Here is a 24,583-nt window from a genome sequence, read left to right as displayed (position 1 = left end):
CTTGGCCGGAGCCGTGGTACTCGTGAGCTCCGCGAGCGACTTACCGGCACGGTCAGCCATCGCGCTTCGTCACGGAGCACACGATGGGCACGGCCGCCGCGGGCCCCGCGCTCGCAACCCTCGCCACCGCCCGGGCCGGCAGGACCCAACGCCGGCTCGCCGTCCTCGTCAGCCTCGCCTTCGGCGCGGTCACGCTTGCACTGCTTCCGTTCGCGAGCCGGCCCATGCCGCCGATGCCGGGCTTCGTACCGGTCTACCAATCGGCCTTGACCGTGGTCTACGGCCTGACCACGTACCTCTTCCTCACCCAGTACCAGCGCACCCGCTCGGGGTCGCTGCTCGTGCTCGGGGCCGGCAGCCTGTACGTGACGCTGGTCGTGCTCCTGCAGATGCTGTCGTTCCCCAACGTCCTCGCGCAGGGACGCCTGCTCGGGACCGGGCCGGACACCACGACATGGCTCTGGACCTTCTGGCATCTCGGTCCCCCGCTTTTCGCGCTGGCCTACGCCATCATGGAGGGCGACGGACACGACCGGTCGGTGCCACCGGCGCGCGTCGGCCCTGTCGGCCTGCTCGCCATCGCTGGAACCGTGGCGGCCGCAGCGCTCACGGCCGTGGTCGTGACGCGATACGTCCACCTGCTGCCGAAGAGTGTGGAGGGCGACGACTATTGGCTGCTCACCACCTCGGGCGTCGGGCCCGCCATCGTCGCCCTGACGGTGCTGGCGCTCGCGGTGCTCTGTTGGACCACGCGGCTCCGCACCGTCCTGCAGCTCTGGCTGGCCGTCTCGCTGCTCCTGCTGGTGTTCGACAACCTGGTTACCCTGCCGGGCGCCGCCCGCGGCACAATCGGCTGGTTCGCGGGCCGCCTGGAGGCGCTGGTCGCCGGCTTCATCCTGCTCGGAGTCTACCTGCGCGAGGTCGACTTCCTGTACGCCCGGGCCGAGGCGACGGCCCAGGAGCGTGAGACGCGGCGGGCGGAGCTGCAACTGGCGCGCGACAACCTCGCCCTGGCGCTCGAAGCCGCCGAGATGGGCGACTGGGAGCTCGACCTGCGCACCGGATCCTCGCGCCGCACCCCGAGGCACGACGCGATCTTCGGCTACGGTCAGCCCTTGCCGAGCTGGGACGTCGAGACCTTCCTGGAGCACGTCGTCCCGGAGGACCGCGGAATTGTCCGCATTGCCCTGGATGGGGCGAGCGGCACGGAGCGTATCGACTTGCACTGCCGCATCCGACGGGCCGACGACGGCGCCACCCGCTGGATCGCGCTCCGGGGCAAGGCATACCTCGACGGAGTAGGGGAAGTGACGACGATTGCCGGTATCGTCATGGACACGACCCGGCAGCACGAGGCCGAGGACCGGCTCAACCAGGCGCAGAAGATGGAGGCCATCGGCCAGCTCACCGGTGGCGTCGCGCACGACTTCAACAACCTGCTCACCATCATCGTGGGCAACCTCGACATGATCGTGCGCAAGCCCGACAACGCGCAGCGCGTGGAGCGGCTCGCGACCTCGGCGATGACGGCGGCGCGGCGCGGCGCCGAGGTCACTGAGAAGCTGCTGTCCTTCTCGCGTCGGCAGGTGCTGCGGCCGGAGACGGTCAACCCAAACCGGCTGCTCAAGGATTTCCGGACGCTCCTGCAGCGAGCGGTCGGCGAGACCGTCGAGGTGCGGCTCGACCTCGACGCGAGCCTCGACCCGGTGCGGCTCGACCCGGGCCAGTTCGAGAGCGCGGTGCTGAACCTCGCGGTGAACGCGCGCGACGCGATGCCGGGTGGCGGCACGCTGACCGTGAAGACCTGCAACGCTCACCTCGATGCGCACGAGATCACGGACCGGCCCGACCTAAGGCCCGGGGCCTACGTGCTCGTTTCCGTCACGGACACCGGCCACGGCATGGATGCCGGCACGCGCGCCCGCGCCTTCGAGCCGTTCTTCACCACCAAGGACATCGGCAAGGGCACCGGCCTCGGCTTGAGCCAGGTCTACGGCTTCGTACGGCAGGCCGGCGGCCACGCGCAGATCAAGAGCGAGGCCGGGAGCGGCACGTCCATCGAGCTTTACCTGCCGCGCTCGGTCGAGAAGGCGGTTGAGAGCCGACTGGATAGTACGCTGCCGCTGCGCCGCGCCGCCTCCGGCGAAGTGGTACTGGTGGTCGAGGACGAGCCGGCGGTGCTGGAGATGGCGGTCGAGAGCCTGGGCGAGCTCGGCTACCGGACGCTGACCGCCACGCAGGCCGCCCAGGCCCTGGAACGACTGGGCGGGCCGGAGCGCATCGACATCCTGTTCTCGGATGTGGTGATGCCCGGCGGCATGAACGGGGTGCAGCTCTCGGTCGAGGCCCGGCGCCTGCGGCCCGGCCTCCGGGTGCTGCTGACTTCCGGCTACACCGGGACGGCGCTCGACGAGCACGGCGTGCCGGCCGACCTGCCGCTCCTCAGCAAGCCATACCAGCGGGACGAGCTGGCGAACAAGCTGCGGGTCGTTCTGAGCTGAGTGGATTGAGGACGACCCGCACGGCGAAAGCGGGCCGAAGCTGATAGACGGACCGTCACCGGCGCGGAGGGGGCCGCGCGCATCGCCGCCAAGGTCCACGCCTCGGACGCCGCGCTCGCGGTGCCGGCGACCGGCATCGTCGTGTGAACCTTCAGGGTCGACGTAGGGCCGCTGGTCGAGCACGTGCCCGCGGGCATCTCGCCCGCAAGGGCGCGGAGGGGCTTCGGGTGGACGCGTCCGAGAAGTGACCGGCCGGCAAGGTGGTCGATCTCCAGCCGGGGCGGGATGCCTGACGAGGCGGCGCCGTCCGGTCGGGCGGGGACGCCCCCTTAACCGAGCGGCGTTCCGGCCTCGATCCGCGCCAGGTGCGCCTCGTGCTGGCGCTGAATGTCCTCAAAGGTGGCGAGCAAGGCCTCTGCGTCGGCGACGGGCAGGCTGTCCGCTTTCAAATGGGCGACGAGCGCGCGTTGGTTGGCGACGTGCCCCGCGCCCTCGCGGACGTGCCGCCTCACCATGTCGAGTTCGGTCTCGTCCCCGTCCATTCGGGCAACTTACACCCTCCGGTTTAGAAGGTCTCGCCCCGCCAGTGGGAATCTGTGTCGGGATAGGGCGGTACGGTCCCGACGCGGCAAACGGCCCAGGAACATCGCCAGCAAGGTCGTGTTGCCAGGAGAGCAGCCAACGGGAGACATCGATGTCAGCACCGAGCAGCCTCAAGGAAGTCTATCTGGACGAAATGAAGGATCTTTGGTCGGCCAACGACCAGATGATCAGGACCATCAAGGAGTTGGGCGGCCATGTCTCCGATCCCAAGCTCAAGCAGATGCTCGAACATTCGGTCGGCGGCATCCAGAAGCACACCGACATCCTCAAGGACCTCATCCGGCAGAACGGCGGCGAGGCCGAGCCCGAGCACTGCAAGGGCATGGAGGGGCTCGTCACGGAGGCCAAGAAGCACGGCATCCAGGAGGCGCCGAGCGACAGCAAGTTGCGCGACGTGGAGATCATCGCGCAGTACCAGCGGATGTCCCACTACGGGCTGGCCGGCTTCGGCTCGGCGGCGGCCTATGCCAAGGCGCTCGGCCGCACCGAGGACGAGCAGAAGCTGAAGCAGGCCGTGTCCGAGATCTACGAGGGCGACGAGATCGCCAGCAAGCTCGCCGAGACCCTGGAGCAGGTGGCGGCCTAAGACAGGGCTGAGCCTACCCCACGCGGCGGATGCCTGCGAACAGGCGTCAGCCGCGCGCGTTTCGGTAGGCTCCGCGGCGCGGCGGCCGTCAGAACTCGACGCCGAAGCGTACGCGCAAGTTGTGGCGCGAGAACTGGTTGAGGTTGAACACCTGGTCCGAGAAGTCCGGGTCGCGGTCGTGCCCGAACACCTGCGTCGAGTAGGCCAGAGTGAGGAAGCCCTTTTCCATCACCTGGTAGTGCAGCACCGGGCCGACGAACACGGCGTGGCCGTCGAAGCGGTTCAGGAACGCGCCGTCGTAGGCGCGCATGTACCGGGCCTCCGGGCCGAGGAAGAGGTTGTCCGCGACCTTCGCCATCAGCGTGCCCGAGACCGAGAGCATCGAGGTCCGGTCGACCTCGCCCGAGCCCTTCAAGCGCGACACCTGCGGGTCGTAGACCAGGTTGACGCCGGCCCAGAGCTTGTCCGGCAGGAGCCGCGCGTCGGCGATCAGGCGGGTCTCGACGCTGAACACGTCCGCGCCCTGACCCTCGACGGGCGTGATGCGCGCGTATTCCGGCTCGACTTGCAAGGCGACGCTGAACGGCCGCTGGTCGGTGCGCTTGAAGAACTGGTACTTCAGCTCCAGCGAGCCGCCGTTGAAGGTGCCGAAGGACTTGTCGGGCACGCCGGCGACGTTGCGGCTGTCGCGGGCGTCAAACCAGAGGCCCGGCTCGATGCTGAAGTTGTCGGTCAGGTCGTACTGGTAGCTGATGATGGGCTGCGCCGCGGCGTAGCCGGACAGGCCGGGGCCAGCCCGCCTTTTGCTGAAGCGGCCGATGATGTCGACGAGGACCTCCTGCTCGCCCTTCTTGCCGACGTCGGTGCCCTCGGTGAAGCCGAACAGGTTCTCGGTGTCGATCTTGTCGGGCTCGCCGTCCTTCTTCCCAGCGCCAGCCTCCGTCGGCGCGTCCTGCGTCAACGAGGCCTTGTCGGCCCAGGCGGGCGCGGCGACGGCCAAGCAGGCCGGCGAGGAGGGCCGCGCCGAGGCGCAGCGTGGTCGAGGAAAGGACGGTCACGTTCTCGGTTCCGGAAGCGACGCATTCTCTACCAGCGCTGCGTCCCCTGGATGCTGCCGTTCCGCCACACCACCCACCATCCTCACTTTAGCCCGTGACAAGCGAGTTGCCGACCACGCCGCCCAAGGCCTGGGCGGTGACCTGTGCGGCCGGGGTCTCCACGGGGAACGCCGTGCCCGCCTCTCCGTTGTCGAGCGCCTGGCCAAGGCAGGGCTTCCATGAGAACGGAGGACGGGATGAGCATCTTCGGGTCGATCATGTCGAAGATCTTCGGCGGCGGCAGCGCGAGCGCCCAGGTGGCGGCCCCGCATGCCTCGGAGACGCCGAGCGTGTCGGCCGCGGCGCAGGGCGAAGACGGCCCGACCGGCTCGGCCAGCAGTGCGGTCGCCCCGTCGATGAGCGGCGCGCCGTCCCCGGTCGCAGCGGGCTCGGCCCAAGCGAACGTCGACGTCGGCCAGGTCCTCGCCGACCTGGCGTCGAGCAAGGGCCAGACGCTCGACTACAAGCGGTCCATCGTCGACCTCCTGAAGCTGCTCGACCTCGACAGCAGCCTGCAGGCGCGCAAGCAGCTCGCCGACGAGCTGCACTACGCGGGCGACAAGGAGGATTCGGCCACGATGAACGTCTGGCTGCACAAGCAGGTGGTCCAGAAGCTCGCCGAGAACGGCGGCAAGGTGCCGGACGACCTCAGGCATGCCTGATCCGCGAGATCGGCCGGCCCCTGGAACGCCGGCCCCGGCCAGGGGGCGGACCCGTCCGACCGCGGGCGAGTTGACCCGTACAGTGGCGCCGGCCGTGCCGGCGTCACCGAGCAGCCACCTTGCCTCTCGCCTCGACGGGACCGCCGCCTCATGCTCCATCGATTGGTTGTCGTGCTTGCCCTCGCGTCCGCGGCTTGCGGTCTTGAGACGCGGGCCGGCTCGCTGGCCGAGGCCGACCGGGCGGCCCTGAAACAGCACTGCAGCGGCGACTACGCGACCTATTGCGGCGACCTGCCGCCGGACGGGCCGGAGGTCCAGGCGTGCTTCCGGAGGAACATGGCCGAGCTATCGCCGGCCTGCAAAGCCGAGATCGGGCGCCACGAGAAGGGCGGCAAAAAGGGCTGAACCGCAAGGTTGTCCCGCGCGCCGCGGGCGGGCCTCAGGCGTGCGGCTCCGGCAGGGGCATGCGGACCGACACCCGCAGCCCGTCCGGCGCGAAATCGACCGCCACCTCAGCGCCCGTCTGCGTGGCCAGGACCTTGTTGAGGAGCCGGTGACCGAAGCCCTCGCGCGTCGGAAGCGGCGCCGGTGGCCCGTCGTGTTCGGCCCAGTCCCAGCGCAAGCCCCGGCCTACCGTGCCATCCTCGATCCACCAAGTGACCTGCAGCCGTCCCTTTGGGTCGGCCAGGGACCCGTGCTGCAGGGCGTTGGTGGTCAGCTCGTGCAGTGCCATGCCAACCGGCACCGCGAGTTCCGACGGTAACACGACCGAGGGACCTTCCAGGCCCAACCGCCCGCGCTCGTCGTAGGGGCCGAGCTCGGCTCGCAGCAGGCTCTCGAACGAGGCCGCCTGGGAGAGGTCCTCGGTGATCAGCGCGTGGGTCCGGGCCAGCGAGGCGATCCGGCCCGACAGGGCGCGGGTAAACTCGGGAATGGAGAGTGCCGAGCGAGCGGTCGCATTCATCACCGCTTGGACGGTGGCGAGGGTGTTCTTCACCCGATGATGGAGTTCGCGCACCAGCAGCGCCTGCCGGTCCTCGCCCGCGCGCCGCTCGGAGATGTCGCGCTGCGTCGAGACCCAGTGCGAGATGCGTCCGTCGGGCTCGCGCACAGGAGTGATCAGCCACTCGACCACGTAGTGAGTGCCGTCCTTGCGGTAGTTGACCGCCTCGCCATGCGCGGGCTCCCCGGCTTCCAGGGCAGCCCGAAGCTCGTCCAGCACGGCCCGGTCGGTTTTTGGTCCCTGCAGGAGCCGGGGCGAGCGGCCGAGCACCTCCGCCGCCGCGTAGCCTGTCATGCGGGTGAAGGCCGGGTTGGCGTACTCGATGCGCGGCCCCGGCTCGTCGAGCTCGGCGGAGGTGATGATGATGGCCTCGCCGGACGCCTCGACCGCCGCGCGCAGCAGCGTGAGGTCGGCCGCCCCTGGTCCCGTCTCGTCGCGCACGGCCACACGGCCCTCCAGGAACAGCCGTCGTCGCCCGGCTCGGAAGCTCGATGAATGCCCGTGGCCGGGCATACGATGCCTAACTTGCGATAATGTCCCCGGTTGCCGCGCCCCGTCGCCGCGCTTGGCCGAAGGGCCGGTCGGGACGTCGCACATGGAGCCGGCACGCTGCGCCCGTGACCCGCGGTCAGGCCGCCGCAGCGATGGCTTCCAGGAGCTCTCCCTGCCGGTAGAGCTTGAGCAGGAAGCGTCCGTGGTCGGGCAGCCCGGCGTCGTGCAAGTCCTTGCCGCCGGGGGGCACCACGAGCCGGATGTCGGGCCAGCGTTCGGCCACCCGCCCGGCCAGGGTAAGGCCGTCCATCGTTCCCGGCATGTCGATGTCGGTGAACAAGGCCCCCACAGACAGGGTACGTTCGAGGATGGTCCAGGCCGCGTCGGCCGAGCCAGCCTCCAGGACATCGAAGCCGGCATCCTCCAGCATGTCGACCGCCACCATGCGCACGAGGCCGTCGTCCTCGACGACCAGGACGGGCGCCGTCGGCGAGAGCGGCTTCTTCGGCATCGGAAGCGGTGACCTGTCGGGAAGGTGACGGACAGGTCAATGGCCGAAGGCAGGTCCCGGTTTCAGCTTGGCCAGTCTACGGATAGCGGCCATGTGCGCCATGGCCCGGGCTCGCGGCCTTGACCGCCGCCCGCACCGTGCCGTCGGCTGGGGGGCGAGCCGGGCTCGGGCGGCGCCTACTGGAACATGCGCGTGAGCTCGCCGTGTCGGCGCCTCAGGTGCAGTTCGATCAGCTCGAACAGGCCGCCCCTGTTGCGGGCGTGGCGCTCCGGCAAGCCGAGTTCGCGGAGCAGGGCATCCATCGCGGCCCGCCTCGCCTGATAGCCCTCGAATGTGTCGAGGTAGGCGTCCATGACACGTTCGGCCCGGATGATGGTTCCGGGCTTGTAGGTCGCTGCGCGTGCCAGGATCGAGCGCACGGTCTGGTCGAGTTGGTCCATCGCCTCAGTAGCGCCGCTCGTTCCGCGAGGTTCCGGTTCGTTTGCCGGGACGGGGCCTGTTCGGCGGCCCGCGCGTATCATGCGGGTCGTGCCCTACACACGTGCCAGCCATAGCCTGAAGTCCTGCAGGGGATACATGCCACGTCTGTCGGTCCGGTCCGGTGCGGAGCCCTTCGTGCGACCCGACGTTGCCCGCCCGTACTCGGCCCTCGGCCGGCAGGCCCAGGCGGGAGCCGCGCCATGTCACTGTCCCGTGCCTTCACGTCCTTCGCTGGCAAGGTCGCCAAGTGGGCCGGCCACCCGCTCGCCTTCGCAGCGGGGGCGGCCATCGTCGTCGGCTGGGCCGTCAGCGGACCGTTCTTCGGGTACTCGGAGACTTGGCAGCTCGTCATCAACACCGGCACCACCATCGTGACCTTTCTGATGGTGTTCCTGATCCAGAACTCGCAGAACCGCGACGGGGCGGCCATCCAGGCCAAGCTCGACGAGCTGATCCGGGCGAGCGCGGCCCAGAACCGCTACATCGGTATCGAGAGCCTGACCGAGGAGGAACTCGACGAGCTTCGTCAGCGCTGCGGGACGACGGCCAGGGCCGAGCGCCTGGACGACGTCCTGGATGCCGCCGACGAGGCCGAAGCCAAGGCCCACGAGAAGGCGGCGCGTGCTGCCTCTAGGATAGCGGGCGGCTAGGGCTGGCGCGTCATGCGACCGCCTCGTCGCGCGCTTCCTGCATGGAGGCGAGCGGCGCCTCCAGGCGGCACGTGAGGCCGCTCGGCGCGTGGGTGAGCTTGACCTCGCTGCCGACCTCGGCCGCGAAGCTGCGCTCGATCAGGCGCGAGCCAAAGCCGCGGCGCGTAGGCTGGCTCAGGATGGGCGTTCCACCCTGCTCGGACCAAGTCAGGCAGAACCGAGGTGCCTCGCCCTCGTGAACCACGTGCCAACGCTGGTCCACGGCACCGGAATCGTTCGAGGGCGCGAAGGCGGTCCGCTTCATCCTCGCTGGTGCAGGCACGATCCATCGTACAGACAGGCTCAAGACGTCCGGGTGGTTCCATCCCAGGAGGATTCCGACGGGAAGCCGGCGTGATCCTGCGTCCCGCCGACCTGACCGTCCGTGGCGGCCGTGCGCGGCGGCACGACCTTGCCGAGGATGCGCCCGAGCTGGTCGGCCGAGTACGGCTTGTGCAGCAACTCGAAGCCGTGAAGCCCGTCCTGGGCCAGCACGTGGCTGTAGCCCGAGGCGAGCAGCACCGGCAGGTCGGGCAGCCGCCGCTGCAGGACCTTCGCCAGCTCGATGCCGCTGGCAGCGCCCACACGACGGCGCTGGAATGAAACGGATGCTCGTTCCCTTGGCCCGCCGAGAGGGGCACCAAGGCACCCAGTGCCGCGTTGGCCTCTCCAAAAACCGGAGGCCGCGATGTCGAAGCTCAAGACCGAGGAACGCCAGGATCTGTCCGAGAGCAAGTTCGCCTTGCCCGAGGAGCGCAAGTACCCCGTGGAGGACAAGGCGCACGCCCGGAACGCCAAGGCCCGCGCTGCCCAGCAGGAGAAGGTGGGCAACCTCTCGACGGCCGACAGAAAGAAAGTCGACGCCAAGGCCGACAAGGTCCTCGGCGGTAAGTAGGCCACCTTCGCTCTGGGTCACAGCTGCACGCAGGTCCGCACGGGAGGATGCACGATGGACAATCCACCGGACACTGACCCCAGGCCGCGCCTCGTTGGCGTGAACCACGTCGCGCTGGAGGTCGGCGACCTCGAAGCCGCGCTCGCCTTCTACGGCGCGATCTTCGCGTTCACGCTGCGCGGTCGGGCGGAAAAGATGGCCTTCCTCGACATGGGCGACCAGTTCCTCGCGCTCGCCGAGACGCCGGCCGCCGCGGCCCGCCCGGCCGACTACCGGCCGGACGGTCACTTCGGCCTGGTGGTCGACGACCGCTCCCGCGCAAAGGCGCTCGCCGAGGCTGCGGGAGCCCGCATGATCGAGGGGAGCTTCCTCGACTTCCTCGACCCCTGGGGCAACCGCGTCGAGGTCGTCTCGTACGCCGACGTTCAGTTCACCAAGGCCCCGGAGGTGCAAGCCGGGATGGGTCTCGACCTGTCCAAGTCGGAGAAGGCCCTCCGGCAGCTCGCCGAGAAGGGCATGAACACCGGCGCCATCGGCTGACCGGTCAGGGCCATCGGAGATCCTGGCCCCGGCCCGGCAGAAGTCGCGCGACCGCTCCTTTGCGTGGTCCGCGACCCGTCCACGACCGGCCTCGACCGAGCGCCTACAGAGACGCAAGACGACCCCAGGGCGCTCCCGCCATGTGTCCGTTCGTCAGGGGAAGGCGCGCAGCAGCTCGTCGGCGCCGTAGGGTTTCTTCACCACCGGGACGTCGCCCAGGTCGGGCGGCACCTTGAAGCTCTCGCCGTAGCCCGTCGCGAAGGCGAAGGGGATGCCGAGCTCGGCGAGCCGGCGCGCCACCGGCACGCTCGTCTCGGAGCCCAGGTTGACGTCGAGCACCGCCCGGTCAGGCCGCGACGCCTCGATCAGGCGCAGCGCCTCACGGACCGAGGCCGCCATGTCGACCGCGCTCGCGCCCAGGGCGGTGAGCACCTCCTCGGCCTCCAGCGCGATGATCATGTTGTCCTCGACCACCAGCACCGTGCCGTCGAGGCGGGTCGCGGGCGACGGCTCGCGAGAAGCCGGTTGGGCTTGCTTCGGGGGAGCGGCGCGGACATAGGCCGGCGGCACCACGAAGCGCGCCCGCAGCCCGGTGAGCTCGTAGCGCACCTCCGCCTCGCCCTTGAGCTCGTAGGGGATGGAGCGCTCGATGATGGTGGTGCCGAAGCCGCGCCGGGTCGGCGCACGCACCACCGGGCCGCCGCTCTCCCGCCAATGGATGACGAGGTGGTCGAGGGCGTCGCGTTCCCAGCGGACGTCGATCCGGCCGGCGCTGTCGCAGAGGGCGCCGTACTTCGCCGAGTTCGTCATCAACTCGTGGATGACGAGGGCCACGGTCGTGAACGCCTGCGGCTCCAGCAGGACGTCGACACCGTCGAGCACGACACGGTCGGCCTTCCTCCCGAGGTAGGCCCCGGCCTCAAGGAGCACGAGGTCGCGCAGCGACCCCGGCCCCCAGTTCGAGCTCGTGACCTGGTCGTGGGCGCGGGCCAGCGCCTGGATGCGCTCGCCGACGACGGCGGTGAAATCCTCGGGCCGGTCCACGTTGGCGCGGCTCTGCGTGACCACGCCCCGGATGAGGTTGAGGATGTTGCGCACGCGGTGGTTCAGCTCGGCGATGAGCAACTCCTGCCGCTCCTGCGCCTCCTTGCGCTCGCGCTCGGCCGAATCGGACAGGCGCAGGATCACCTCAAGCAAGGTGACGCGCAGCGCCTCCGCGGTGCGGAGCTCGACCTCGGACCAGGGCAGCGAGCGCCCGCGCACGGTCTCGGTCCAGGCCTCGAAGCTCTTGCGCGGGGTGAGCCGCACCCCGTTCGGGCCGAGGCCCGCCGGCTTCTCCGGGTTGCCGGCCCAGGTCACGGTCCGCGCGACCTCGCGCCGGAAGAAGACCAGGAAGTCGCGCGGCGTGCGCGAGACCGGCACGGCGAGCATGCCGGCGGCGCGCTCCGTGAAGTCGCGGCCGGGCTCGTGCGCCCGCCCGATCTCGTCGACCGCGTAGACGCGGCTCGCCGCGGTGCGGTTGAGGAAGCGCACGAGCCCGGCGAACTCCTCGGCGGTCGGGGTCGCGCCGTGCAGGGAGACCGTGCCGTCGACCCAGAGGCCGATCCCGTCGCTCGGCACGATGGCGGCGAGTTCCTCGACGAAGTCGGGCAGGCTCTCCAAGCCGGTGACGCCGGAGGCGAGCGCGCCCATCAGCCGGTTGTGGATCTCGCGTGAGCGCGCCTCCTGGGCGGCCTCCTCCTCGCGCTGCCGGCTCTCCAGGATCCAGGAGAACATCTGCCCGAACAGCTCGGCGGCGGTGCGCCGCTCCAGGGAGATGTGGCGCGGCTCCATGTGGTGGCAGGCGAACAGGCCCCAGAGCCGGCCGTTGCGCAGGATCGAGACCGACAGGGAGGCGGCCACGCCCATGTTGCGCAGGTACTCGATGTGGATGGGCGAGACCGCCCGCAGCGTCGAGAGCGACAGGTCGAGCGGCTCGCCTTCGGGGTCGCGCGGCGGCAGGACCGCGGCGGCCGGGGCGCCGACGTCGGCGATGATGCGCAGCCAGTTGCGCTCGTAGAGGGCGCGGGCCTGTTTCGGGATGTCGGAGACCGGGTAGTGCAGGCCGAGGTAGCGGTCGAGGCCGGAGCGTGCGGCCTCGGCGATGACCTCGCCGTGGCCGTCGGGCGCGAAGCGATAGACCATGACGCGGTCGAAGCCGGTGAGCGCGCGCATCTGGCGGGCGGCCTCGCGGCAGAGCGGGTCGTAGCCCGCGGTTTGCTGCAGGCGGCCGACCATGCTGCGCACGAGGTTGCCCGCGCTGAGGTGCTCGGGCTCGCTCGGCTCGGCCTCAATGACGATGGCCGGGCCGGACAGGTGCAGCGCCACGTCGAAGGGCGGCTGGTCAGGGAGCAGCCGCACGGCGAAGATGCGGTCGACGGCGTCCGGCCCGCGCAGCGTCTGCAGGTGGCCGCGCAGCCGGTGGATAGCCTCGGCGTCGACGAACGCGTCGAGCGGCAGGCCGAGCAGGTCCTCGACCGGGCGCCCGAGCCAGGCCGGCGCGTTCTCGCTGACGCGGGTGACGATCCAGTCGGGCGAGACGGCGAGGAGAAAGCCGAACGGCTGGACCGAGCCCAGGATGTGGATGGGCTCGCGGTCGCACGAGGCCAGGTCGACGGTCGCGGGGGGCTGGTCAGGCTGTGTCATGGGAAGGCTGCCAGGGTCGCACACGCGTCCGTGAAAGGCCAGCGAGCCGACTTCGGCCCCAGATCGAGAACAACGTCGGTCCTGCTCGGTCAGGTGTTCGCCAGCCGGGCGAGGCTCGCGGCGAGCTCGTCCTTGCGGAACGGCTTGGTCAGCCGCGGCAGGTCGGGCTCGACCCCGTCGCTCTCCGCGTAACCGGAGACCAAGAGCACGGGCACGCCGGGGCGGTCGCTCCGGACCGCCCGCGCCAGGTCGGTGCCGGTGATGCCGGGCATGAGGTGGTCGGTCACCAGCAGGTCGAAGCGTCGCCCGCCGTCGACCAACCGCATCGCCTCCTCGCCCGATGCCGCCTCGATGACCGCGTAGCCGAGCTCGCCCAGCATGTCCGCCGTGCTCATGCGCACGAGCTCCTCGTCGTCGACCAGCAGCGCCGTCCCGCGCGTTCGCGGCGCCTCGGCGGACTCGGCCGCCACCTGCGCGGCCTCCGGCGCCAGGGCGGTACGGGGCAGCCAGAGCTCGACGTTGGTGCCAAGCCCCGGCTTGCTCCGGATGGTCAGCGCGCCCCCAAGCTGGGAAGCGAGGCCGTGCACCATCGAGAGACCGAGACCGGTGCCCTTACCGACGCCCTTGGTCGAGAAGAAAGGCTCGACCGCTCGCGCCAGCGTCGCCGCGTCCATGCCGGCGCCGGTATCGGCGACTGAAAGGCAAATGTAGTCGCCCGGCCGCAGCTTCGAGCGGTGACGGGCCCCGACCGTCTCGGCGCTGGCCGAGATCCGAAGCGTGCCGCCCTCGGGCATCGCGTCCCGGGCGTTCACGCTCAGGTTCAAGAGCGCCATCTCCAGCTGGTTCGGGTCGGCCAGCGCGGGCGACAGCGCCTCGCTCGCCTCGACCACGACCTTGATCTGCGGGCCGGTCGTGCTCGACACGAGGTCGCCCATGCCCGACACTAGCCTAGCGACGTCGACCGGGACCGATTGCAGCGGCTGCCGCCGCGCGAAGGCGAGGAGGCGCTGCACCAGCGTCTTGGCGCGCTCGGCCGATTGCATAGCCCCCGCGATCAGGCGCTGCTCGCGCTCGCCGCCCAGGCCCCGGCGCTGCAGCATGTCGAGCGAGCCGACGATGGGGGTGAGCAGGTTGTTGAAGTCGTGGGCGACACCGCCGGTGAGCTGGCCCATCGCCTCCATCTTCTGGCTCTGGCGCAGCGCCTCCTGGGCGGCCTCCAGCTCGGCCCGGCGCGCCTTCTCCTCGGTGACGTCGCGGGTGATCGAGTAGAGCTTGCCGCCGTCCGGCACGGCCGCCCATGAGAGCCAGCGCCAGCCGCCGTCACGCGCGCGGTAGCGGTTCTCGAAGCGCATCACGGGGTTGCCCTGCCGCACCTGGGCGAACGCCGCGGCGCTCGCCCCGGCATCGTCCGGATGCACGAAGTCGGCGTAGGAGCGGCCCTCGATCTCGCCCGCCGACCAGCTGAGCGCCGCCGACCAAGCCGGGTTGACCGCGTCGAAGGTGGCCGTGCCCATGTCGATGACGGACAGCATGTCGAGGCTGTGCTGCCAGACGAGGCCGCGCTCGCGCGAGCGCTCGACAACCTGCCGTTCGAGGTCGGCGTTGAGCGCCCGCAGGGCCTCCTCCGCCAGCTTGCGGTCGTGGATGTCGACCGAGGCCCCGAACCAACGCACGACCTCGCCGGACGCCGGGTCGCGGTAGGGCTCGGCGCGAACGAGGAACCAGCGGTAGGCCCCCGATGCCGCGCGGATGCGGTGCTCGACGAGGAAGGTGCCGCCCGACCGCCGGGCCGCGTCGAACGCGGCCATGGTGGCCTCGGCGTCATCCGGATGCACGTGGGTGGCGGCGACCTCCGTGGCGGTGGTCGGCTCGTAGGAAGCGCCGGTGTAGTCCGACCAGTGCCGGTTGAAGAACTCGTTGCGGCCCTCGGCGTCGGTGATCCAGACGATCTGCGGGACGGCGTCAGCCATGAGCCGGAAGCGCGCCTCGCTCTCCTTCAGCCCGCGCTCGCCCGCGACCCGCTCTGTCGTCTCCGCCAGGACGCAGAGCACGCCCGCCGGTCGGCCGCTCTCGTCGATTACCGGCGAGTAGTCGAGGTCCATCCAGACCTGCTCGGGACGACCGTATCGGAAGAGCGTGAGCTCCTTGTCCTTGTACGAGAGCGTCCCCCCGGCCAGGCCGACCCGCACGACGTTGTCGTTGAAGTCGGCGACCTCGGGCCAGCCCTCCCGCACCCTGGAGCCCAGCAACTCGGGGTGCCGCCCGCCCGCGAAGACGGAGTAGGCGTCGTTGTAGAGCATGACGCCGTCCTCGCCCCAGAGCATCACCATGGGCACCGGCGAGCGGAGCAGCATCGCGGTCATGGTCCGGAGGCTCTGGGACCAAGCCTCGACGGGGCCGAGCGAGGTGCAGGACCAGTCCCGTGCCGCGACGAGCCGGCCGCAGGCGCCGCCGGCGAGCAGGCTTTCCCGAAACAGGTGAGCCTGGGCGTCGGCCACGGTCGGTCCTTTAGTCAATGGTGTCGTCGGGCGGAGGGTGGGAAGGGCTCAGTTACACCGACCGGCGGGCTCCGTCATGAGCCGTCGTCGCCGCGGCACCGACGAGGAGCGTCCAACTCCGTCGCTACCAGATCCCGGGGACCAACCGGCGGCGCACCCTGCGGGTGTAGTCCTCGTAGCCGGCGAGAGCCTTCCGCAGGGCCGCCTCCTCTGAGAGGGTGCGGGCGACGAGCGGCGAAACCATCACGGTGAGCCATGTCAAGCCCCAGAGCGAGCCGGGGAGGAGCGGCGTCCCCGCCAGCATCAGAAGGGCGAAGCCGTACATCAGGTGGCGCACGCAGGCGTATGGGCCGGTGTCGACAACGACCGGCCGCTTCAGCCGGCTCCGCTGGTGCCCCAGTCTTGAGGGCCACGGCGCTTGTCCCGCTCGATGCCCGATCTCACCTTCACCGCATGGGCAACGAGTTCGACGTCATCATCGTAGGCGGAGGCGCCGCTGGCATAGGCGCTGCACGGCGGCTGGCGGCGCACAACAGGGCGGCGCTGCTGCTTGAGGCGTCGTCGCGCCTCGGAGGGCGCGCATTAACGCAGGATCTCGCTGGGTATCCACTCGACCTCGGCTGCGAATGGCTCCACTCGGGCGACCGCAACGCTTGGGTTGCCATTGCCGAGGCGTCAGGGTTCACGGTCGACCGCAGTGACCCTCCTTGGACCAAGGCGCACCCCGGCATCGTCAAGGACGAGGACGAGCAGGAGGCGGCGCAGAGGGCGTTCGGCGACTGGGAGGAGCGGCTTCGCGTCGTCGCAGCGGGCAGCGACCGGGCCAGTGATGCCCTTGAGCCCGGCGGCGCCTGGAATGACTACGTGCGCGCCTTCGCCGGCTTCATGAGCGGGGTCGCGCCCGAGGAAATTTCCGCCACCGACTACATGGCCTACGACACGGCCTCGACCAATCGGAACTGGAACGTGCCTCTCGGCTACGGCACCCTGGTCGCCGCCAGTCTGCCAACCTCGACGTCACTGCGCTTGGCCACCCCCGTCGATCGGATCGACCTGACGGCGGATGGCGTCGCGGTCTCGACGCGGGCCGGCACCGTCCGCGCCGGGGCCGCCATCCTCACGGTCTCGACCGCTGTCCTGGCCGGCGACGCGATCCGCCTACCTTCCGGGACCGAACCCTGGCGCGAGGCGGCCGCGGCGCTGCCGCTCGGGCGCAACGAGAAGGTCTTCTTGGTCATCGGGCGCGATGCCGCGTTCGAGCCGAACACGCACGCCTACGGCAACCTGCGCGACCCGAGGTCTGCCTCCTACTCGATCCGGCCCAACGGCTGGCCGATCATCGAGGCGTTCCTCGGTGGCGACGGAGCTCGCATCCTGGAGGAGGAGGGCCCGGCCGCCGGCTTCGCATACGTGTCCGCTCAGTTGGTTGCCCTGTTCGGGAGCGAGGTGGCCTCGGCCGTCCGTCCGCTCGCGGCGACGTCGTGGAGCCGGATGGCATCCATCGGCGGCGCGTATAGCTGTGCCCTGCCAAGCCAATCTCAGGCGCGCGCACGCCTGGCGCAACCGTTCGAGGACCGGCTCTTCTTCGCGGGCGAGGCGACGCACCCCTTCGACTTCACGACCGCGCACGGGGCCCTCGACAGCGGCGAACGGGCAGCCGACGAGGCCCTGGCCGCGCTTCGGGACCGGCATCCCTTCGGGGGACGAGACCCGCTCGCCGCCGCGTAAGGGCGAGCGGCCTGGCGACTTCAGCCGCGGCAGCGCAGCGCCTCGGTGTCGCGTACCAACTGACCCTCTACCTACACGCGTTATGTTACCGCGTGCGATCCACGTTGAGCGCTCCGACGTGTAGCACGTGCCCGCTCCGTGGACGCTGCCCTGCGCCGTTCCTCGCGCAGGACCTTGATGGTCGGCTGCCACCAGCCGCGCTCGGTCTCTGCCGGGCCTGCTTCCTCCCGCGCGGGCCAAGCCCGGACCAACTCGTCGTGCGTAGGCCTGCGCCGAATCGCCCCGACCAGCGTGCCGGCCCCAGCCGCAACGCCCGGGTAGAAGCGGGCCGCGACCTCAGGCTCGACGACCTCGCCGGTGACTACCTCGAACACCACGCATCCTGCATGGGTCTGCAGCACGCGCCCCAGCGGCGGCAGCGCGTCCTCGGGCACGGGGTAGCGGTTGCGCCGACGTTCGGCGGCCTCTGCCAGCCTGTCCGCGTGCTCGGGGGCAGCCCTGCGGCTGGCCTCGCGCTTCCGACGCTCCTCGGGTTCGGCCCGGCGGGCAGCGTCCTCGATAGCCGGCCAGCGGCGGCGCAACTCCTCCAGTGACCGGAAGGGCACGCGCCACGCCTTCGAGGCCGGGTCCCAGCGCGCCCAAGGCACCTGCCGTAGTTCGGCGACCACGGCACGCGAATACGGCGTCCGAACCACCAGGTCGTCCGCGACCTCCAGGTAGCGGCTCACGAGCGGCTCGAAGACAAAGGCATCCCGGCCGCGATCGTCGGCATGGGCCAGGACGCCCGTCCACTCGCGGCTTGACCAGGCGTTGAGGCGCCGCGCCGCCGTGGCGCCGGGCACGAACCAAGCGCCCAGGTCCTCGCGCCAGCGCGCACGAGGGAACGCCGCCCGAAAGCGCTCCACGGTCATCCGGTCGTAGGGAAAGGCCGCGATCGCTCCGGGCGCTCCGTCGCCGGCCTCCCGCTGCGTCGCACTGAACTGCTCGGTCTCGTCGGCCACCGGTCGGACTACGCGTTCCCACCATCCACGCCGCCGTGACGGGCGGATGATGTGGAAGTTCGAGCATGTACGGCCGGTTCCCCGCCTACGTCCCCAAGCCTGCCGTCATTGCGACCTCCATGACGAGGCACTGCTCCGCCGGCGGGCCAGCCGACGACGGGCGCCGTATCGACCTTCACGCGGTCCAGGGCGACGTCGGTGCGATAGTAGTCGACGAGTTCGTTCTCGGCGAACAGACTGCGCGTGAGTGCCTCGTAGGCGCGCATGTCGCGGCAGTCGATGACCTGCTCGTTCGGCATCCGGCGCTGCTCGGGCGGACGATCTCACAAGGGATAGCGCATGGCCACGTTGCAGCGGGCATAGCGCCGGCCGAACCGGTCCATGACCTCCGCGTCGTGTCTGAACCCGACCTTCCCGTACAGGTGCACGGCGGCCGCGCACTTGGTGTTGGTCAGCAGGTAGAGCGTCCCGATCCCCATGGCCACCGCGCGGTCGAGGACCGCCCGCAGGAGGTGCTCGCCCGCCTTGCGCCCACGGGCCCGCTCGGACACGGCCATCTTGGTGAGCTCGAAGCAGCCTTCGTCTACCCTCATCAGCGCGCAGGTGCCGACGATGCCGAGGTCTTCCGCCTCCACGAACAGGATGATCCCGCCATGGTCGAGGATCTGGCCACGCGGGTCGGACAGGATCCGGCGGTCGTTCTCCTCCATCGAGAACATTGCCTCGATCCACTCCGCGTTGATGTCACGGAAGCACCCCGCCAACTCGTCCGTGTACTCGCGGATCGCGAGGCCCGAACGTGCCTGGTCCGATCCCTTGGAGTGCCGGACCCGACTTTCGAAGGGAACGTCGTCGAGCCTGCGCTCCAGCGCGGCGAGTTGGTCCAGCAAGGGGCCGGACAGGCCGGCGCACAGGTCCGTCGCGGCTGCGTGGACCCGCGGCCAGAGGCCGGCCTTTGCGCGCGCCATCAGGTCCCGTCCGCCCGGGCTGAGCGACAGCGCCTTCTGGCGCAGGTCCGCGCCCGACCGCGTCCCCTCGACCAGGCCAAGCTCGACGAGGCTCGCGGCCGTCCTGGTGACCGCCGGCTGGCTGACGCCGAGCGCGGCGGCGGCATCGTTGACGCCCAAGGGACCGTAGCGGTCGAGGGCGGCGAGCAGCGGGAACTGCGCGGGCTGGATGCCGAGCCCCTCGTCGCGCAGGACCCTGGCGGCGTCGGCCTGGAAACGGTCGGCCAGCCGTTTCAGACGGCTGCCAAGGAACAGCGGCCCGAGATCGTCGAGAATGTCAGCGACCATGTCGACCTCCATAAGGCCGATATATAACGTGTTATGTTTCAGGGCAAACCGATGGGTGCGTGTCTGTTCGCTGTGACGCATCGCGCGACCGGTCGCTCTCCTCGGATGCCAGGCCACGGCGCCGATCAGCCCGGGGTAAGCGATGCTCCAAGGTGCTCCACGATAGCCCGGACCTTCGCCGATGGCCTCGGACCTGCCGGGAAGATCGCATAGACCTGGGCCGGATCGAGTCGGTAGGCTTCGAGCACCTGGGCCAACTGGCCGGTCCGAAATTCCTCCCCGGCCATGACGCGGGTCGCCAGCGCGATGCCCATCCCTGCCACCGCGGCGGCCAGGATCCCGGACGCCGAGTTGATCCAGAGCTTCGCGGGCACATCGACGGAGGTGACGGTCTGGTTGTGCGTGAAGCGCCAGCTCTCGCGACCGAACAGGCCGTGCTGGACGATGCAATCGTACTGGGCGAGCTCGCCCGGGTTGGTGGGCGTGCCATGGGCCGAGAGGTAGGCGGGCGCCGCAACGACCAGTCGCTCGACCACGGCGAGCCTGCGGGCCCCGAAGGTGGAGTCCGCCAGCGGCCCGACGCCCAGGCGGATGGCGACGTCGACCCCGTCCGTGATCAGGTTCTGGCGCGCATCGCTCATGGTGATCTCGACCCGGAGGTCGGGATGCCGGGCCAGGAACGTCGAGAGCGCGGGAATGACCGCCCGCGAGCCGTAGAGCACCGGCAACGCGAGGCGGATGATGCCCTGCAGTGAGTCCACCCCCCGGGCCGCCTGCTCGGCCTCCTCGACCTCCGCGAGGAGGGATCTCGCGCGCTCCAGGTACAGGCTGCCGGCTTCCGTCAGCGAGATGCTGCGCGTGGTGCGCAGCAGCAGCGTCGTGCCCAGCCGCGCCTCCAGCGCACCGACGATGCGCGACACGGAGGGCTGCGAAAGCATCAGTTCGCGTCCCGCCCGCGAAAGGCTGCCGGTCTCCGCCACGCGGACAAACACGGCCATTTCCTGCCAGCGGTCACTCATCCGGCATCCGGATAGATGTTGTTCGTAACGAGTGAATACACGGATTTGTACGGATAGCCCATCTTCCGGCTCACGGCGCCGCCACGGCGTCAGGGAGAACGGCGATGAGGCTTCAGGACAAGCTCGACGCCATGCGCGAGGCTTTCGAGAGCGGACGCTTTCCGCTGGTGCCGACCAGTGACTAGCTCGACACAATGCGGCGCGCGACCCAGGCGCTGATCGACGGCGACCGGGTGAGCGACGCGCTTAAGGCCGGCGACACAGCGCCCGAGTTCACGCTCAGGGATGCGGACGGCAACAGCGTCAGCTCGCGAACGCTGCTCCAGCGGGGGCCGCTGGTCGCAACCTTCTATCGCGGGGTCTGGTGCCCCTACTGCAACTATGACCTCCAGGCGCTGGAGGAGGTTCGGCCGGAGATCGAGGCGCGCGGCGCGAGCCTCGTCGCGATCTCTCCTCAGACGCAGGCGAACAGCCGCAAGGCGCAGCGCGACAACAAGCTCGGCTTCCCGATCCTGAGCGACCCCGGCACGGCCGTCGCCGCCCGGTTCGGCCTGCGCTTCGCGCTGCCGGACGACCTGATCGAGGTCTACCGCCAGTTCGGCAACGACCTCGCCAGGATCAACGACGATCCGGCCTGGGTCCTGCCGATGCCGGCTCGCTACGTGATCGGGACGGACGGCGTGATCGCATACGCCGAGGTCAACCCCGATTACACGCAGCGTCCCGACCCGTCGGAGCTTCTGCCGGTGCTCGACCGCCTGTGCGCCGGCGTCCCTGCCTGACCACCCACACCATCACCCAAGAGAAGGAGTGTTTCGCAATGGCTATCAAGATCTACGGCGACCCGGGTTCGGGCAGCAGGCGTCGCGTGACGGCAGCGGCGGCCGCGATGGGCGTCGCCATCGAGGTCGTGGACATCGATCTCTTCAAGGGCGAGAGCCACACGCCCGAGTTCCTGGAGATGAACCCGCACGGGCTGTCGCCCGTGATGGTGGACGGCGAATTCGTCCTCTACGAGTCCGCGGCGATCAACCTGTATCTCGCCGAGAAAGCGGGTAGCGACTTGGCGGGCCGGACGACGCAGGAGCGGTTCGAGATCCTGCAGTGGATGTTCTGGTCGGGCGAGCAGTGGCGGGTCTTCGCGACGCTCACCTTCGATGAGGTGCTCGCCAAACGCTTCATGGGCCAGCCTGCCGACGAGACCATCGTCAAGCTGGCGGCCGACAAGCTCCGGGCGGCGGCCGCCGTGCTGGACGCGCATCTCGCCAAGCACAGCTACATCGTCGGCGACCGGCTGACGCTGGCCGATTTCGACGTCGCCGGTCCGTTCTCCCAGAACGAGCGCACGAAGATCCCGCTGAACGAGTTCCCGAACCTGGTCGCATGGCAGCAGCGCTTGCTGGCCACCGTCCCGGCCTGGGCCGCGACGAAGCGCGAGGTCGACGACCGCATTGACGGCGCGCTCGCGGCGGCGGGCATCAAGCTCTGACAACCGGGCGCCAGCGTCCATCGGGACGACCGGCGCCGAGCCAGAAGGACGGACACATGAAGATCGACTTGATCGGCCGCACGGCCATCGTCACCGGCTCCACCGCCGGCATCGGTCGGGCGACCGCGGAGGGTTTGGCGCAGGCCGGCGCCTCGGTTGTCGTCAACGGCCGCCGGCAGGAGCGTGTCGACGAAGCGGTCCGGCAGGTGCGCGCGGCATATCCTGACAGTGCCATCTCCGGCATCGCCGCCGATCTGTCGACCGCGGAAGGTGCGAACGCCTTCATCGCGGAGGCGCCGGATGCCGACATCCTCGTGAACAACGTCGGCACGGCGTACCTCCGGGAGTACCGGGACATCCGGGATATCGCGGCCATCCCCGACGAGGATTGGCTCGGCCTGTTCCAGCTCAACGTCATGAGCGGCGTCCGCCTGTCGCGACACTACCTGCCACGCATGATCGACAAGGGCTGGGGACGCGTCGTCTTCGTCAGCAGCGAGTCCGGGGTCAACACGCCCAAGGAGATGCTCGACTACGGCATGACCAAGACGGCGCAGCTCGCCGTCTCGCGCGGCCTGGCCGAGGCGGTGGCGGGCACAGGCGTGACGGTCAACGCCGTGCTCCCTGGTCCGACCCGGTCCGAGATCCTCGGCGAGTTCATGGTGAAGCAGGCCGAGGCGGACGGCATCACGGTGGAGGAAGCTGAGCAGCGCTTCCTTCAGGCGCTGCGCCCGACGACCCTGATCCGGCGCTTCGCCACTACCGGCGAGGTCGCGAACATGATCGTCTACGCCTGCTCGGAACAGGCATCCGCGACCAGCGGCGCCGCGCTGCGCGTGGACGGCGGCGTCGTGCGCTTCGTGGCCTGATGTCGAGCGCCCGGCGGGCTCCCTGGACCGTGATGCCGGCGAGACGCGTCAGCCGACGCGGTCCCTCTCGTAGCGCAACCTAATCAAACGCAGGACGAACCATGAAGATCGGTATCGTGGGCAGCGGCCGCATCGGCGGCCTCATTGGAAAGCTCTGGTCCAGGGCAGGGCACGAGGTTCTGTTCTCGTCACGTAATCCGCAGACTCTGGGCGGGCTCGTCGAGCAGGCGGGCGGCAGCGCGAGGGCGGGCACGCCGGAACAGGCAATCGCCTTCGGTGACGCCGTACTGATGTCCGTCCCCTTTCTCGCGCTGCCGGAATACGGGCGCACGATGGCCGAGACCCTCGGCGGCAAGGTCGTCCTCGACACCTCGAACCCCTATCCGAACCGCGACGGAGCCATGGCCGAGGAGGTCAGGCGGTCCGGTCGGGGGACAGGCCCCTACCTGCGCGAGTGGTTCCCGGGCGTCCACATCGTGCGCGCCTTCAACACCGTCTGGGATCGCACGCTGGAGAGCGAGGCCCATCGTGCTGGGCCGCGCGTCGGGATACCGCTCGCTTCGGACGACGCCGAGGTCATGCGGATCGCAGCCGCCCTGGTGACGGACGCGGGCTTCGACCCGGTGACCGTCGGGCCGCTCGACCGCTCCCGTGAGTTCGATATGGGTACGCCCGTCTACGACACCGGGATGTCCGGGCCCGAGGTGCGTGAGGCTCTTGGCCTCCCTCAAGCCTAGCGTCCAGCCGCCAGAGGGAGGCGAAGCGACCGAACAGGTCCAGGACGAGTGCGCCGATCATGTGACCCCGGACGTAGCGGGTAGCGGATGAGGCGACGTGGGTCTGCTACGGTGTGGGACCTCGGCCGGTGCCGTGAGTGAGTGAGGTCGGCGCTGGTCGGGACGTCCTAGCCGCCGACCGTCAACCGGTGAGTATCCGGCGTCGGGTCAGGCGGACCGCGCACCTGACGATTGCCTCTGCTCCTGCGCATAAACGGCCGGCGGCAGGCCCACATGGCGGGAGAACGCCACGCTGAACGTGCTCGCCGAGCCGTAACCCACGCGTTCGGCCACCTCGGCGATGCCGCCACCCTCACGGCGGAGCAGGTCCTTCGCCAGGGCCATCCGCCACGCGAGAAGGTACTCCATCGGCGCGACCCCGACCGCACGGCCGAACCTTTCGAAGAACACCGAGCGCGAGAGCCCCGCCTCGTGCGCCATCCGTGCGACGGTCCAGGCTTCGGTCGGCCGTTCGTGCATCCTGCGCAGCGCCGCGGCCAGGCGGTCGTCGCTCAGCCCCCGCACGAGGCCCGGCGTCGTCGCGGGACCGTCCATGGAGCGCAGCGCCTCGATCAGCATGACCTCCAGCAGCCGCTCCAGGATGAGGTCGCGCGCTGGCCTGCGCTGGCGCGCCTCGTCTCCGATAAGTTGCATGAGGGAGGCCAGCCTGGTCTCGCCCCGGACATGGACGAGGCTCGGCAGGAGCGACACCAGCAGGCCTGCGTCGGGTGAGCCGAAGGTGCAGTAGCCCACGAGCATGCGAATGTCCGCCGGCCGAACCTCATGCCCGATCCGGAACTCGCCGGGCCCCACCTCGACCGGCAGTGTCTCAAAGCCTTCAGTCGGGGGCGTGAGGCTCGACATCTCGAACGTGTCCGCCGCCGGGATCAGGACGAAGTCCCCCGGCTCCAGGATCATCCGGTCGCGCCCCCGGACCGCCAGGCCGCAGGATCCCTCAAGGACGGCGCAGTAGAACGGACGCCCATGCTCCGCTCGGCGGACGCGCCACGGGCCCGAGCCGCTCACGGACTTGGAGAACGCGGCGCTCGGCCGGAGCAGTGTAACGACGTCGGCGAGCGGATCGGTCATTTCCGGACTGACGCTAACGAAAGCGGGACGTACGATTGTAGTCCGTCCCGGCGAGCGGATCTATCCAAAGGCTGT

At 70.0% G+C, this 24,583-nt stretch carries 26 protein-coding genes and 1 pseudogene; 12 read left to right on the top strand and 15 right to left on the bottom strand.

Going from position 1 to position 24,583, the window contains the following annotated elements:
* Positions 1-83: 83 nt before the first annotated feature.
* Complete coding sequence (locus tag MPPM_RS00905; RefSeq protein WP_096483040.1) at positions 84-2,501, top strand: MASE4 domain-containing protein; 2,418 nt, start codon at positions 84-86, stop codon at positions 2,499-2,501.
* A gap of 329 nt (positions 2,502-2,830) precedes the next feature.
* Here the strand turns inward: MPPM_RS00905 and MPPM_RS00900 are convergent, their stop codons facing one another.
* Entirely contained in the window at positions 2,831-3,043 is a 213-nt protein-coding gene (locus tag MPPM_RS00900; protein ID WP_096483038.1) for a hypothetical protein, read from the bottom strand.
* A gap of 152 nt (positions 3,044-3,195) precedes the next feature.
* Between MPPM_RS00900 and MPPM_RS00895 the strand changes: the two genes are divergently transcribed.
* Positions 3,196-3,690, top strand: a complete 495-nt coding sequence (locus MPPM_RS00895; RefSeq protein ID WP_096483035.1) for a YciE/YciF ferroxidase family protein — start codon at positions 3,196-3,198, stop codon at positions 3,688-3,690.
* A gap of 88 nt (positions 3,691-3,778) precedes the next feature.
* Here MPPM_RS00895 and MPPM_RS00890 read toward each other — a convergent pair whose 3' ends face one another.
* On the bottom strand, positions 3,779-4,651 hold the full coding sequence (locus MPPM_RS00890; protein ID WP_157914065.1) for a DUF6662 family protein: 873 nt from the start codon (positions 4,649-4,651) through the stop codon (positions 3,779-3,781).
* A 333-nt stretch (positions 4,652-4,984) separates the two neighbouring features.
* Here MPPM_RS00890 and MPPM_RS00885 point away from each other — a divergent pair, with 333 nt between their 5' ends.
* Together MPPM_RS00885 and MPPM_RS00880 are read left to right on the top strand one after the other, a co-directional pair.
* Positions 4,985-5,449 (top strand): DUF3597 domain-containing protein, encoded by a 465-nt coding sequence (locus MPPM_RS00885; protein WP_096483030.1) that lies wholly within the window; start codon positions 4,985-4,987, stop codon positions 5,447-5,449.
* Between the two features lie 150 nt (positions 5,450-5,599).
* The gene (locus tag MPPM_RS00880) at positions 5,600-5,854 is read left to right on the top strand and encodes a hypothetical protein (protein WP_096483028.1); all 255 of its coding nucleotides are present in this window, start codon (positions 5,600-5,602) and stop codon (positions 5,852-5,854) included.
* Between the two features lie 34 nt (positions 5,855-5,888).
* On the opposite strand, the gene MPPM_RS00875 is transcribed toward MPPM_RS00880, so the two are convergent.
* From MPPM_RS00875 to MPPM_RS00865, 3 genes are all read right to left on the bottom strand, one after another.
* Positions 5,889-6,899 (bottom strand): HWE histidine kinase domain-containing protein, encoded by a 1,011-nt coding sequence (locus MPPM_RS00875; RefSeq protein ID WP_244573440.1) that lies wholly within the window; start codon positions 6,897-6,899, stop codon positions 5,889-5,891.
* Positions 6,900-7,080: 181 nt separating this feature from the next.
* Complete coding sequence (locus MPPM_RS00870) at positions 7,081-7,455, bottom strand: response regulator (RefSeq protein ID WP_096483023.1); 375 nt, start codon at positions 7,453-7,455, stop codon at positions 7,081-7,083.
* A 176-nt stretch (positions 7,456-7,631) separates the two neighbouring features.
* Positions 7,632-7,895: a hypothetical protein gene (locus tag MPPM_RS00865; protein ID WP_096483021.1), complete on the bottom strand. Its 264-nt coding sequence runs from the start codon at positions 7,893-7,895 to the stop codon at positions 7,632-7,634.
* Between the two features lie 240 nt (positions 7,896-8,135).
* On the opposite strand from MPPM_RS00865, the gene MPPM_RS00860 reads away from it, so the two are divergent.
* Entirely contained in the window at positions 8,136-8,585 is a 450-nt protein-coding gene (locus MPPM_RS00860; RefSeq protein ID WP_096483019.1) for a low affinity iron permease family protein, read from the top strand.
* Positions 8,586-8,595: 10 nt separating this feature from the next.
* Here the strand turns inward: MPPM_RS00860 and MPPM_RS00855 are convergent.
* Positions 8,596-8,847, bottom strand: a pseudogene (locus tag MPPM_RS00855) (histidine kinase); the annotation flags it as partial.
* Between the two features lie 80 nt (positions 8,848-8,927).
* Positions 8,928-9,209: a response regulator gene (locus MPPM_RS00850; RefSeq protein WP_096483014.1), complete on the bottom strand. Its 282-nt coding sequence runs from the start codon at positions 9,207-9,209 to the stop codon at positions 8,928-8,930.
* Between the two features lie 103 nt (positions 9,210-9,312).
* On the opposite strand from MPPM_RS00850, the gene MPPM_RS00845 reads away from it, so the two are divergent.
* Positions 9,313-9,519 (top strand): DUF6582 domain-containing protein, encoded by a 207-nt coding sequence (locus tag MPPM_RS00845; RefSeq protein ID WP_096483012.1) that lies wholly within the window; start codon positions 9,313-9,315, stop codon positions 9,517-9,519.
* Between the two features lie 54 nt (positions 9,520-9,573).
* Complete coding sequence (locus MPPM_RS00840; RefSeq protein ID WP_096483010.1) at positions 9,574-10,059, top strand: VOC family protein; 486 nt, start codon at positions 9,574-9,576, stop codon at positions 10,057-10,059.
* 153 nt (positions 10,060-10,212) lie between these two features.
* Here the strand turns inward: MPPM_RS00840 and MPPM_RS00835 are convergent, their stop codons facing one another.
* The 3 genes from MPPM_RS00835 to MPPM_RS00825 form a co-directional block, all read right to left on the bottom strand.
* Entirely contained in the window at positions 10,213-12,744 is a 2,532-nt protein-coding gene (locus tag MPPM_RS00835) for an HWE histidine kinase domain-containing protein (protein ID WP_096483008.1), read from the bottom strand.
* Positions 12,745-12,833: 89 nt separating this feature from the next.
* The gene (locus MPPM_RS00830; RefSeq protein ID WP_244573439.1) at positions 12,834-15,242 is read right to left on the bottom strand and encodes a PAS domain S-box protein; all 2,409 of its coding nucleotides are present in this window, start codon (positions 15,240-15,242) and stop codon (positions 12,834-12,836) included.
* 124 nt (positions 15,243-15,366) lie between these two features.
* Positions 15,367-15,621, bottom strand: coding sequence for a methyltransferase family protein (locus MPPM_RS00825; protein ID WP_280176358.1), 255 nt, complete (start codon positions 15,619-15,621; stop codon positions 15,367-15,369).
* A gap of 74 nt (positions 15,622-15,695) precedes the next feature.
* Between MPPM_RS00825 and MPPM_RS00820 the strand changes: the two genes are divergently transcribed.
* A complete protein-coding gene (locus MPPM_RS00820) occupies positions 15,696-16,970 on the top strand; it encodes a flavin monoamine oxidase family protein (RefSeq protein WP_096483004.1) in 1,275 nt (424 codons plus the stop codon).
* Between the two features lie 80 nt (positions 16,971-17,050).
* On the opposite strand, the gene MPPM_RS00815 is transcribed toward MPPM_RS00820, so the two are convergent.
* The 4 genes from MPPM_RS00815 to MPPM_RS00800 are packed head-to-tail and all read right to left on the bottom strand — an operon-like array spanning position 17,051 to position 20,285.
* Positions 17,051-17,971 (bottom strand): hypothetical protein, encoded by a 921-nt coding sequence (locus tag MPPM_RS00815; protein ID WP_096483001.1) that lies wholly within the window; start codon positions 17,969-17,971, stop codon positions 17,051-17,053.
* Between the two features lie 8 nt (positions 17,972-17,979).
* The gene (locus tag MPPM_RS28645; RefSeq protein WP_197705066.1) at positions 17,980-18,270 is read right to left on the bottom strand and encodes a hypothetical protein; all 291 of its coding nucleotides are present in this window, start codon (positions 18,268-18,270) and stop codon (positions 17,980-17,982) included.
* Between the two features lie 24 nt (positions 18,271-18,294).
* On the bottom strand, positions 18,295-19,347 hold the full coding sequence (locus MPPM_RS00805; RefSeq protein ID WP_244573438.1) for a bifunctional helix-turn-helix transcriptional regulator/GNAT family N-acetyltransferase: 1,053 nt from the start codon (positions 19,345-19,347) through the stop codon (positions 18,295-18,297).
* A gap of 44 nt (positions 19,348-19,391) precedes the next feature.
* Entirely contained in the window at positions 19,392-20,285 is an 894-nt protein-coding gene (locus MPPM_RS00800) for a LysR family transcriptional regulator (protein ID WP_096482999.1), read from the bottom strand.
* A gap of 194 nt (positions 20,286-20,479) precedes the next feature.
* On the opposite strand from MPPM_RS00800, the gene MPPM_RS00795 reads away from it, so the two are divergent.
* The 4 genes from MPPM_RS00795 to MPPM_RS00780 all read left to right on the top strand — a co-directional run bounded on the left by MPPM_RS00795 (position 20,480) and on the right by MPPM_RS00780 (position 23,380).
* Positions 20,480-21,067 (top strand): peroxiredoxin-like family protein, encoded by a 588-nt coding sequence (locus MPPM_RS00795; protein ID WP_432419836.1) that lies wholly within the window; start codon positions 20,480-20,482, stop codon positions 21,065-21,067.
* A complete protein-coding gene (locus MPPM_RS00790; RefSeq protein WP_244573437.1) occupies positions 21,046-21,774 on the top strand; it encodes a glutathione S-transferase family protein in 729 nt (242 codons plus the stop codon). Before MPPM_RS00795 ends, MPPM_RS00790 begins: the two co-directional genes overlap by 22 nt.
* A gap of 56 nt (positions 21,775-21,830) precedes the next feature.
* Positions 21,831-22,643, top strand: a complete 813-nt coding sequence (locus tag MPPM_RS00785; RefSeq protein ID WP_096482997.1) for an SDR family NAD(P)-dependent oxidoreductase — start codon at positions 21,831-21,833, stop codon at positions 22,641-22,643.
* 101 nt (positions 22,644-22,744) lie between these two features.
* A complete protein-coding gene (locus MPPM_RS00780; RefSeq protein ID WP_096482994.1) occupies positions 22,745-23,380 on the top strand; it encodes an NADPH-dependent F420 reductase in 636 nt (211 codons plus the stop codon).
* Positions 23,381-23,587: 207 nt separating this feature from the next.
* Here MPPM_RS00780 and MPPM_RS00775 read toward each other — a convergent pair whose 3' ends face one another.
* Complete coding sequence (locus MPPM_RS00775; RefSeq protein WP_096482992.1) at positions 23,588-24,508, bottom strand: AraC family transcriptional regulator; 921 nt, start codon at positions 24,506-24,508, stop codon at positions 23,588-23,590.
* Between the last annotated feature and the right edge of the window lie 75 nt (positions 24,509-24,583).

The organism is Methylorubrum populi (genome assembly GCF_002355515.1).
Taxonomy (GTDB): domain Bacteria; phylum Pseudomonadota; class Alphaproteobacteria; order Rhizobiales; family Beijerinckiaceae; genus Methylobacterium; species Methylobacterium populi_A.
The sequence above is the reverse complement of the archived record's forward strand: the minus strand, read 5'-3'. Positions and strand labels throughout refer to the sequence as shown.

Coding starts and splice junctions, on each gene's coding strand:
- MPPM_RS00905 (WP_096483040.1), top strand. CDS start 84: ATGGGCACGGCCGCCGCGGGCCCCGCGCTCGCAACCCTCGCCACCGCC.
- MPPM_RS00900 (WP_096483038.1), bottom strand. CDS start 3,043: ATGGACGGGGACGAGACCGAACTCGACATGGTGAGGCGGCACGTCCGC.
- MPPM_RS00895 (WP_096483035.1), top strand. CDS start 3,196: ATGTCAGCACCGAGCAGCCTCAAGGAAGTCTATCTGGACGAAATGAAG.
- MPPM_RS00885 (WP_096483030.1), top strand. CDS start 4,985: ATGAGCATCTTCGGGTCGATCATGTCGAAGATCTTCGGCGGCGGCAGC.
- MPPM_RS00880 (WP_096483028.1), top strand. CDS start 5,600: ATGCTCCATCGATTGGTTGTCGTGCTTGCCCTCGCGTCCGCGGCTTGC.
- MPPM_RS00870 (WP_096483023.1), bottom strand. CDS start 7,455: ATGCCGAAGAAGCCGCTCTCGCCGACGGCGCCCGTCCTGGTCGTCGAG.
- MPPM_RS00865 (WP_096483021.1), bottom strand. CDS start 7,895: ATGGACCAACTCGACCAGACCGTGCGCTCGATCCTGGCACGCGCAGCG.
- MPPM_RS00860 (WP_096483019.1), top strand. CDS start 8,136: ATGTCACTGTCCCGTGCCTTCACGTCCTTCGCTGGCAAGGTCGCCAAG.
- MPPM_RS00845 (WP_096483012.1), top strand. CDS start 9,313: ATGTCGAAGCTCAAGACCGAGGAACGCCAGGATCTGTCCGAGAGCAAG.
- MPPM_RS00840 (WP_096483010.1), top strand. CDS start 9,574: ATGGACAATCCACCGGACACTGACCCCAGGCCGCGCCTCGTTGGCGTG.
- MPPM_RS00835 (WP_096483008.1), bottom strand. CDS start 12,744: ATGACACAGCCTGACCAGCCCCCCGCGACCGTCGACCTGGCCTCGTGC.
- MPPM_RS00820 (WP_096483004.1), top strand. CDS start 15,696: ATGGGCAACGAGTTCGACGTCATCATCGTAGGCGGAGGCGCCGCTGGC.
- MPPM_RS28645 (WP_197705066.1), bottom strand. CDS start 18,270: ATGCCGAACGAGCAGGTCATCGACTGCCGCGACATGCGCGCCTACGAG.
- MPPM_RS00805 (WP_244573438.1), bottom strand. CDS start 19,347: ATGCGTCACAGCGAACAGACACGCACCCATCGGTTTGCCCTGAAACAT.
- MPPM_RS00800 (WP_096482999.1), bottom strand. CDS start 20,285: ATGAGTGACCGCTGGCAGGAAATGGCCGTGTTTGTCCGCGTGGCGGAG.
- MPPM_RS00795 (WP_432419836.1), top strand. CDS start 20,480: ATGCGGCGCGCGACCCAGGCGCTGATCGACGGCGACCGGGTGAGCGAC.
- MPPM_RS00785 (WP_096482997.1), top strand. CDS start 21,831: ATGAAGATCGACTTGATCGGCCGCACGGCCATCGTCACCGGCTCCACC.
- MPPM_RS00780 (WP_096482994.1), top strand. CDS start 22,745: ATGAAGATCGGTATCGTGGGCAGCGGCCGCATCGGCGGCCTCATTGGA.
- MPPM_RS00775 (WP_096482992.1), bottom strand. CDS start 24,508: ATGACCGATCCGCTCGCCGACGTCGTTACACTGCTCCGGCCGAGCGCC.